Genomic DNA, 8,885 nt, shown 5'->3' on the forward strand with positions numbered 1-8,885 from the left:
GTAGAGATGGAAGTTTACCCTATAGACTTTCCCGGTCTCCCACCGGGAACTATCAGGCAGGTGGCCTTTAAAACAATTATTTCAGAGTTAGAAAGAGGGAGAGAGTTCAGAAGGAGAAAATGGGTTTTCCCGAAAAGGTCTTTTAGGCTGAAGTACTCTTATCTAACAAAAGAACAGGCAGATGTTCTCTGGAACTTTTTTATCAGACATCAAGGCAGCTATAGTCCTTTCCTTTTTAGGTTTCCTTACAAAGGCTGGAACTATGGAGAGCTTGTAGCTAAAGGAGATGGAGAAACTAAGCAGTTTGACCTGCCGGCAACAGAGGTAAGTGAAATTACTGTTTACATAGACGGCGTGCCTTCTCACTTCTCCCTCCTCCCAGGGGTCGGTGACGGGGGAAAAGACAGAGTAGAGTTTTCTGACCCTCCCCCCGCAGGCTCCACAATAACGGCAGACTTTTACGGCTATCTAATGATAACTGCAAGGTTTGCCGAGGACTCCCTCTCAAGCGAAATCTGGCAGGCATATCTGCAGAATATTGGGATTGGCATTGTGGAGGTAAGATGAGGAGCCTCCCAGCAGAGGTTTTAAGCCAGCTGGAATCTCTCTATGCAACAACTTGTCTTCTTTTAAAGTTTGAGTTTGATGAACCGTTAAGGTTTACGAACCTTGACGTGGACGTATGGGTTAACGAGGAAAGATACATAAGCGTTCCCTTTACAGTTGATGAGTCATCAAAAGACAGCAGGCTAACGGCAGATTCAGTTGTTATCAAGTTTGACAACGTTTCTTTAATACCAGTTGAAGTATTTCTCAACAGCGACCAGCGGGGCAAGGCTTGTGAAGTTTTCCTTGCCTTTATAAACGATCTCGGCAATCCCATTTCCGTCGTGTCTTTATTTGATGGAGTGGTTGACTCGGTTAAGCTTCCACGCCAGACCGCAGAAATAACAGTAGTTAGTGACCTTACCTACTTTGCCAAAAGTACTTTTAGAAAACATTCAGCCCTTTGCCCCTGGAGGTTCAGGGACGAAAACTGCAAGTATTCCGGTTTTGAACAGTCATGCGATAAAACTTTTGAGTGTTGTAAGAAGCTTGGTAACGAAATGCACTTTGGAGGGTTCAGGTACTTGCCTTCCATAACAGAAAAACAGCTTCCGTGGGGAAGGAAATCATGAATTTAGCGGAAAAAGTTTCAGGGCTCTTAGGCAAAAAGCTAACAATAGAAGAATTGCTAACAGAGTTCTATGGTTCCCTGGACGGTTTTAGAGAAGTTCCTATAAGACATGTAGGAGACCTCGTAAAGTTTCAGAATGTCCCTGTAGGTATATACCTTGGGAACGGCCTTATTCTCACGGCTGAAAAGGATGGGGTCTGCACAGTTCCAGCCTTTGACGGTCTTACTTACTGGAGGAGATAGATGGGGTTCTTCCACAAAATAGGAAAGTTCTTTTCGTCAACGGTTGGAAGTTTTGCTCTCTTAGCCTTATCAATAACTCCGTTGGCTCCGGTTAGTATTGGTTTCAGAATTGCCGCAGCGGCCGCCGCTCTTATAGGTAGTTATGCAGCTGCTAAGTACCAGCAGTCTCTTTTGAGGGATTCGTTTAAGAAAGTTGGTGGAGGGGGATATCTTGTAAATACCAGATCTCCACAGGAGCAGATCCCGGTCGTTTACGGGCGCTGCAGGGTAGGAATTAACTGGATATGGGCCGCAACGTCGGGTAAAAACAACGAGTATCTCTATATAGTAGGTTCGCTTTGTGAAGGGCCTATTCAGGGAGTTGAGGAACTCTGGCTTGACGGGAAACCTCTTATAGGCGTAAAAGATGTTGAAAGAACAGAGGCAAAAATTGTAAGGCAGATAACAAACTCTGAAATAAACAAAATCAAGCTCTCTGTGGAGTATCCCAGGTACATTAACGACTATGGAGAAAGTTATTTTGGTGGCAACACAACGGAGGTTGTAGAAATAGCCAGAGGGGAGAGTGTAGATAAGGGGACCTACACCGTTGCTTTTTCGGCCGACGGTACTATAACCGTAGAAGGGAAGCAGATTGACAGCGTTTGCGTCAAGTGGGGTTATGAGTTTGATGAGTACGGGAATGTGGAAAAAGTTTGCACGGAGACCAGGCCGGTCTATCAGAGAGTTAACAGGGTTTCCTTCCTGGAATACTCCACAGACAACGGGCAGACGTGGTTTAAATCTCCTACAGATCTTGTTGAATGGGAGTTTGTGAAAGGAGATGAGGTTAACTTCGCAGGAAAAAGTGGAGGGCTGTTTGACGAGATAAGAAACCTTGGATTTACAGATAACGTTCCCTATACAGCCTGCGTTGTCGTAAAGCTTAAGTGGGCCACGCAGAAAGTTGATAAAGTAATCCAGCCGAGATGGAGCGGGGTTCCTAACATAACTGCTGTGGTTAACGGCAGAGATATAGATGACAAAGGAACTGGATTCAAAAAAAACAATCCGGCCTTAATACTCCTTGACTATCTAACCAACCCCAGATACGGCCTTGGTATTTCGGAAAACAAGATTGACATTGAGAGTTTTCTGGAAGTAGCTCAGTACTGCGAGGAGCAGGGATTCTCTTTTGATGGAGTAGTTGTTGACGGGAGCGCTAAGGACGTCGTGGAGCTCCTCTGCAATCACTTCAGGGGGATTCTCATTAAGAGCGCAGGTAAATACAGGCTGAGATATAAGAACCTGTTCTTTGAAGCCCCTGCTATGAAATTTACCGACGAGGACTTTATAAATGGCTCATTCTCTGTGGAACTACCCTCCAGAATAAGAATTCCCAACTCTATAGAGATAGACTACATAGACCCGGTTCTTAACGATACACCGAACACGCTGACTTTAGAGGTTCCAGATGAGATAACAACAGAGGAAAATCCGCTTAAGGTAAAACTATACGGAGTAGACAGGTTAGGAGCCAAGCGGTTAGGAGCCTACTTTCTTGAAAGGGCGCGACTTAACTACACCATTGCCTTCACAACAATCTCAAAAGGCCTCCCTCTTGAGCCGGGAGATATTATTTCCGTTTCTTACTCTGATTACGGCATAGAAAACCAATTTTTCAGGGTTGAAGAAGTTAGGCAGATAGATGAAGACAGCATTTCTATAACAGCGGTTCTGGAAGATTACCGCCTATACAACGAGGACATAGACCTTGATCTTGCCAGCGTAGACATAACCTCTCTGCCGGATCCCAACGACCCTCCGCCTCCTGTTATTCCTGAACTTTCTGAACTTACAGAGCTTGACAAAGACGGAACTCCAATGTCTTACATCATTGTTAACTGGGAAGAGAGTTTCGGAACAATGGACCACTACGAGGTGTGGGTTAACGGCGAGCTTGCAGGAATAACAAAAGCTCCACCGTATAGAATCCTCGTTAAGGCCGGGGGAACTTACTCCGTTAAAGTTATCCCGGTAACTATTTTCGGAATAAAGGCTGACTGGAATAGTTCTCCTGCTGTCAGCATAACTGTTTCAGGAATAACAGAAGGGCCATCCTGGGGAGGCGGCATAACTGTTTCTGTTGACAACACAAAGAAAGTCGCATCGCTCAGCTGGAGTAAAGTTCTTGATAAAGACTTTGACCACTTTGAGATCAACATTTACAAGAAGTCTGACGGGAGCCTGCTGGATAGCTTTTTTACATCATCTACGAGGTTTTCTGTACCGCTTGTATATGAAGACGACATAGAGATAGGTGTGAAAGCTGTTAACACTTCTGGGGTGGCATCTCAAGAAGAAAAAGTTACTTTAAGCAGAGATGTCAGCTTTCCTGCCATTACCAGCCATATTTCCATGGCCGGAGGAGTTTTGATTCTAAACAGCTTCAAGTATCTCAATGCTTCTTTCTATGCACCTGACAGAATTAATGCTATAACTGTAAAAGACAACTATACTAAAGGTTTTCTACAGTTATTTAACGGATGTCTTACAACCGATATGGTTTCTGGTAACGGTTATTGGTTGAACTTCCCCGATGTTTATAGCGACCCTTATACGTGTAGGCTGTATGCCATAACCCCCTGGCTTTACACACAACTCATTAGGACATTTACGCTCCCAGACACAGCAGTAGACACCAGTACGAGAACTCCGGAAGTCTACGGTGTTTGGTTTGATGTTTACGACGGAGATTTCTACTTGGCGTATCTATCTGCAGAACAAAACGAAGGAGAAGTAGACACTCTTACGATTCTGAAAAACGGGGCAATATGGAAAACTCTCTCGGTAGGAAATAGTGCCTCAAGAGCTTGCAGATTTTTTGTTTTCCCTGGGGAGGAATTCCTCGCTGCATATGGGGAAAATGGAACCTGGAAAGTCTATTCCTCAAGAACGAATAGCTGGAAAAATACATACAAGCTTGCAGCAACAGGGAACACGATGCCTCAGAAAGTAAGGGACGGGATTTTCTATAAAACAAACGATGAAAATCTTGCACCAGCAGAACAGTACCGCAAGGTTGATCTAAACCTTGCCGACACATTCCTTGCAAATGCCGACCATTTCAGAACTTACGATGTCACAACCGACAACTGGTACCTGGGATATACAGACGATTACCTAAAAAGAATTACTCCATCAGGAAAAGAAGAAACCTGGTGGTATGCCAACTGGGCCCCAGAATAGTTTAATTTTTAGACTTTTAAACCCGCCCCGAGAGGAGTAATCTAAAGAAAATCCTATCTGGAGACAGCTTTGGAAGAACTCCAGCTGATACCATCGCAAGAGCAGATTACTCCTCTCAGGGGAGCAAAGGGAGTCTGGGGAGATAAACTCAAATGCTCTTTAAAGTTTGAACTCTCAGATGCAGATAAAGAGGTCCTCCTCCAATTTCATGCTGACAATGCTTTCAAGCCTTTCCATTACTTTCTCAAAAATCCAAAAGTTGGCGTTAGTTCCCTAACATCCCTCAAAACCCGGGAAGTTGTTACGGTAGTAGCCCTTAAAAACGGTGAAGCCTCAATGTGGCTAAATGAAGACGTTCCCGTAACCTCTGTTGACGCAGGAACAGGCACCTACAATACCGATTTATCTCTTCCCATAGAGGGAAGTATCAGAATTTCTCAGGAATATGTGGGGGATGGTGTTTACTTCACTCTGACAGAGGGGGGAAATCTATTAACAATATCAGTTCAAAACTCTCAGCTTGTAATAGACCTAAAGACTGCCGATTCCTCAACTGCAGAGGCTATTCCTGTAGGAGACATCTACGACGGAGGGAGTTTAGGGAAAGTAATCAGCTTTTCTATTGCATTCTCTAACGAGGAATTCGTGTTAGCTCACAACGGAATAACAAAGAGAATAACCAACCGGGGCATAGATCCGTCTAATTCTACATTCCAATGTCATCAAAACACCTATGATTTTTCAGTTTTTGACGCAAAACTGCCAGATGAAGTTCTTAAAGTAATAAACAAGCCGATAGACGAGAGTATTCAAATAACAGTTTCTGAGCCAGAAGTTACTCTTTCAGAGCAAGCAACTGTTTTTGTTTTTGGAAGATTGGGAATTACAGCCAGTTTTGATACAAAAGAAGTGGTATTTAAAGATAACAAAACAACCCTAACTATTTCGGAGGTCTAAAATGCCCGGTAGCATACAGACATCTTTTCAAAACCAGATAAATGCCGTCAACTCTGCAATAGAAAACATGCAGCAGCAGGTAGACAACTTCATAGCCGGCGCTGAGACAAATATAAAAAGCTGGTGGAACGCAGTCTTCTACGTTGACGCGACAAATGGAGACGATAACAACGACGGTTCAAGTTCTGCTCCGTTTAAAACATTATCAAAAGCCATAAATAGAATCCCTATTGGAGGTTACGGAACAGTTTATATAGTAGGAACTTGTGAGGTTAATGATTTTATAACTATTGAAAACAAATTAGTCAAACTATTTTCTGTTGATGATTCTTCAAAAGTTATCTATAACCGAGCATCTATACCACCAATCTATGTTAGAAATGCTACATTAATTCATAGAATTAATGTAGAACTTGTTAATTCTCAAGATACGAACCCGAGAGTCGTTGTTAAAGGTGAAGGTTCAGGTGCTTATATAATGTTTGCTTCTCAAGCACATAATAATTCCAAAGCAAGTATAAAACTAGGAGATTATACAACTATTAACCCTTCCGTGGGTGCTTCTTTGTTTTATTCAAATATTGATTTTACTTTTGGGGAATCATCTTATTTATGTGATGTTTATCATACAGCTATCTTAAACTTGGAAAAAGGAACTATAACTGTTGGCGGAACAGCAATAACTGATGATGATGTTGCAAACCACACGAAGAATCTTGTTTGTGATGCGAATGGAACTCCTCGCAACATTATTTCTAATATTGTATTTTAAGGAGGTCAATAATGATTAGATTAATAAAAATCGGCAATTTAATTTATCAAAATATTGAGCCAAAACATAAAGATGAACAGGGTAATGAAATTTGGAATATTCCTAACAACCCTGAGAACTTAAAAAACTGCCTCATAGACACGCTTGGATGGATTGTGTCTCAAAACATTGTAAAAACTATCGGCGATGCCAACAAAAAAGACGCAAGCACCACAAAGGCTATTGTCCTCTTAGCGAAACTCGTAAACACTCTCAATCCCGACACGTCTAAGCTGACCGAGAATGAAAAGAACGCATACGAGAAGTTTCTTGCTCTTGCTGATGCAGGCTATTCTGATTCTACACTTTTAAACGAAGCTCTTGCAACAGTGCAGGAGCAACTTCAGTGGTATGCTCAAAAACTCTCTGAGCTTAATGCAATTGATACAAACTCTGCAGATGCATTAGACAAACTCATCGCGTTTGCGGAGAGCCTTTAAATGAAAGTCTACGTTCTTGCTTCAAAAGGAATCAGCCTCACGAGCCGGGCTATAAGGTTCCGACAGTGGGGCTTCCCTTTCACCCATATAGCCCTTGTAGTTGACCTCAAAGACAAGAATGACCCAGTTGTCATAGAGGCTTGGTGGAATGGCGTCAGGAAAGGAAGATTTTCTGAGGTTCATACGCCAGGAACCGAATTTGCAATATATTCCGTGAGGGTTTCAGAGCATCAAAAAAAGAAAATTTTTGAGTTTGCCAACTCTCAAATAGGAAAGCCATACGACTGGCTGGGGATTTTGGGATTTGTCTTTTTCAATCCGAATTTAGAAAGTAAAAACAGATGGTTCTGTAGTGAACTGGTATTCGCAGCATTTAAACAGGCAGGAGTGGAGCTCCTCAAAAACACCCATCCAAGTGAAGTGAGCCCTCGTCTATTTCTTAAAAGTCCACTCCTGCAGTTTGAATACTCAGCAAAATTACCTAAAGGAGTCCTTCAATGTTCTGGCTCCCCGTCGTAACAACTATTGTCAGCAAAGTAGCTGACCTCATAGACCAAAAGGTTGAGGATAAAGACCTTGCCAACAAGCTAAAGGCCGAAATACAAACGGATATTCTCACTAAAGAATACTCCCGCATAGAGCGGGAGCTTGACGCACAGAAAGCCATCATAGTTGCTGAAGCCACAGGCCACAGCTGGCTTCAGAGGAACTGGCGCCCTATCACGATGCTGGTCTTTGTTTACATCATTGCACACAACTACATCATAGCTCCCCTCTTTGGCCTTCAGGAGCTCGCTATCCCTCCGGATATGTGGAGTTTATTGAAGATAGGACTTGGTGGCTATGTAATTGGCAGGAGTGTTGAAAAAGTAGCTCCTACCATTGCCGACGCTGTAGCAAGGAGGAACAAATGAGCGACGGAATAGAAGAAAGGCTTAGACGGCTTGAGCTTGGATATACAAAGATTGAATCGCAGGTTAAAACGATAGGTGGAGATATAAAAGACATAAAGGAGACTCTGAAAGAGCTTGCGGAAATAGCTAAAGGACAGGTGAGGCTTGACACGATGTTCAAAAGTTTTGAACAGGAAAAGAGGGCTCTACAGCTAAGAGTAGAAAAACTTGAAAACGATATTCAATTCCTTAAAAGGGTAGCCTACGGTGCAGTTGCATTAGGCACAGTAGGTATGCCTATTGGAATTGAAATAGCTAAGCATTTCTTGGGGCTCTAATGAGTCCAACGTTTGAAAAGGCTTTTAAACTCCTTCTGTCTTTTGAGGGCGGCTACGTCAACGACCCCGCCGATCCGGGAGGGGAAACTAAATACGGCATCTCAAAAAGCGAATACCCTAACCTTGACATAAAGAACCTCACAGAAGAACAGGCTAAGGAGATTTATTGGCGGGACTATTGGCTGAAAGCCTATTGCCCTGAGTTAGAAGAAGTCCATCCTAAGCTTGCTATATATCACTTTGACACGGCCGTCAACACAGGAATAAAAAGGGCAGGACAGATTCTCCAGAGGGCTATAAACAGACAGGGATTTAAGCTCTACGTTGACGGCATAATAGGACCATTAACTATCAGGGCTTTATCTCAGTGCCACGTGGGAACCCTACTAAGAGATTATCTCCTTCAGAGATTGCTCTACTACAAACAAATAACTGATAAAAACCATCTTCTCCGTAAGTTCTTCCGTGGCTGGGTGAACCGCACCCTCACCCTTTACACTGGGTGAAAAGCTGGGTGCATTCTGGGTGCAAAACTGCACCCAAAAGTTCCAAAAAATTCCAAATAATTCCAGATAATTCCAAATGAGCTTTTGACGGGATTTTCTTTGTGAGAGTTGGTTTTTCCTTGATTTTCAAGTGGTGCTGGCGGGGGGGCTTGAACCCCCGACCTGGGCATTACGAGTGCCCCGCTCTACCATCTGAGCTACGCCAGCCTAAAACTTGAAGTCAAGGCCTAAACCGGAAACTACGTAATCCTTATCCTCTCCGGGCCTATTGAGGTAGTTATCAACTCTGTTG

11 protein-coding genes and 1 tRNA gene are annotated in these 8,885 nt (G+C 43.2%); 11 read left to right on the forward strand and 1 reads right to left on the reverse strand.

Annotation, left to right across the window (positions count from 1 at the left end; translation table 11 throughout):
* Positions 1-6 precede the first annotated feature (6 nt).
* The 11 genes from F8H35_RS07265 (at position 7) to F8H35_RS07315 (ending at position 8,593) form a co-directional block, all read left to right on the forward strand.
* On the forward strand, positions 7-567 hold the full coding sequence (locus F8H35_RS07265) for a DUF2460 domain-containing protein (protein WP_472572884.1): 561 nt from the start codon (positions 7-9) through the stop codon (positions 565-567).
* Positions 564-1,178 (forward strand): baseplate hub domain-containing protein, encoded by a 615-nt coding sequence (locus F8H35_RS07270; RefSeq protein ID WP_472572885.1) that lies wholly within the window; start codon positions 564-566, stop codon positions 1,176-1,178. Before F8H35_RS07265 ends, F8H35_RS07270 begins: the two co-directional genes overlap by 4 nt.
* Positions 1,175-1,420 carry a C40 family peptidase gene (locus tag F8H35_RS07275; RefSeq protein ID WP_472572886.1) on the forward strand — a complete coding sequence of 82 codons (246 nt, stop codon included), beginning with the start codon at positions 1,175-1,177 and terminating at the stop codon, positions 1,418-1,420. The genes F8H35_RS07270 and F8H35_RS07275 overlap by 4 nt, the downstream gene beginning before the upstream one ends.
* Complete coding sequence (locus tag F8H35_RS07280; protein ID WP_472572887.1) at positions 1,421-4,648, forward strand: phage tail protein; 3,228 nt, start codon at positions 1,421-1,423, stop codon at positions 4,646-4,648.
* Positions 4,649-4,717: 69 nt separating this feature from the next.
* Positions 4,718-5,605, forward strand: coding sequence for a hypothetical protein (locus F8H35_RS07285; RefSeq protein WP_472572888.1), 888 nt, complete (start codon positions 4,718-4,720; stop codon positions 5,603-5,605).
* A 1-nt stretch (position 5,606) separates the two neighbouring features.
* On the forward strand, positions 5,607-6,377 hold the full coding sequence (locus F8H35_RS07290) for a hypothetical protein (protein ID WP_472572889.1): 771 nt from the start codon (positions 5,607-5,609) through the stop codon (positions 6,375-6,377).
* A gap of 11 nt (positions 6,378-6,388) precedes the next feature.
* On the forward strand, positions 6,389-6,856 hold the full coding sequence (locus F8H35_RS07295) for a hypothetical protein (RefSeq protein WP_472572890.1): 468 nt from the start codon (positions 6,389-6,391) through the stop codon (positions 6,854-6,856).
* Positions 6,857-7,375 carry a YiiX/YebB-like N1pC/P60 family cysteine hydrolase gene (locus F8H35_RS07300; RefSeq protein ID WP_472572891.1) on the forward strand — a complete coding sequence of 173 codons (519 nt, stop codon included), beginning with the start codon at positions 6,857-6,859 and terminating at the stop codon, positions 7,373-7,375.
* The gene (locus F8H35_RS07305) at positions 7,354-7,770 is read left to right on the forward strand and encodes a 3TM-type holin (protein ID WP_472572892.1); all 417 of its coding nucleotides are present in this window, start codon (positions 7,354-7,356) and stop codon (positions 7,768-7,770) included. Before F8H35_RS07300 ends, F8H35_RS07305 begins: the two co-directional genes overlap by 22 nt.
* Entirely contained in the window at positions 7,767-8,087 is a 321-nt protein-coding gene (locus F8H35_RS07310) for a hypothetical protein (protein ID WP_472572893.1), read from the forward strand. Before F8H35_RS07305 ends, F8H35_RS07310 begins: the two co-directional genes overlap by 4 nt.
* Positions 8,087-8,593 carry a glycoside hydrolase family 108 protein gene (locus F8H35_RS07315; RefSeq protein ID WP_472572894.1) on the forward strand — a complete coding sequence of 169 codons (507 nt, stop codon included), beginning with the start codon at positions 8,087-8,089 and terminating at the stop codon, positions 8,591-8,593. The genes F8H35_RS07310 and F8H35_RS07315 overlap by 1 nt, the downstream gene beginning before the upstream one ends.
* A 131-nt stretch (positions 8,594-8,724) precedes the next feature.
* Here F8H35_RS07315 and F8H35_RS07320 read toward each other — a convergent pair.
* Positions 8,725-8,800 (reverse strand) — tRNA-Thr (locus F8H35_RS07320).
* Positions 8,801-8,885 lie beyond the last annotated feature (85 nt).

The organism is Thermovibrio sp., assembly GCA_015488335.1.
GTDB lineage: Bacteria > Aquificota > Aquificia > Desulfurobacteriales > Desulfurobacteriaceae > Balnearium.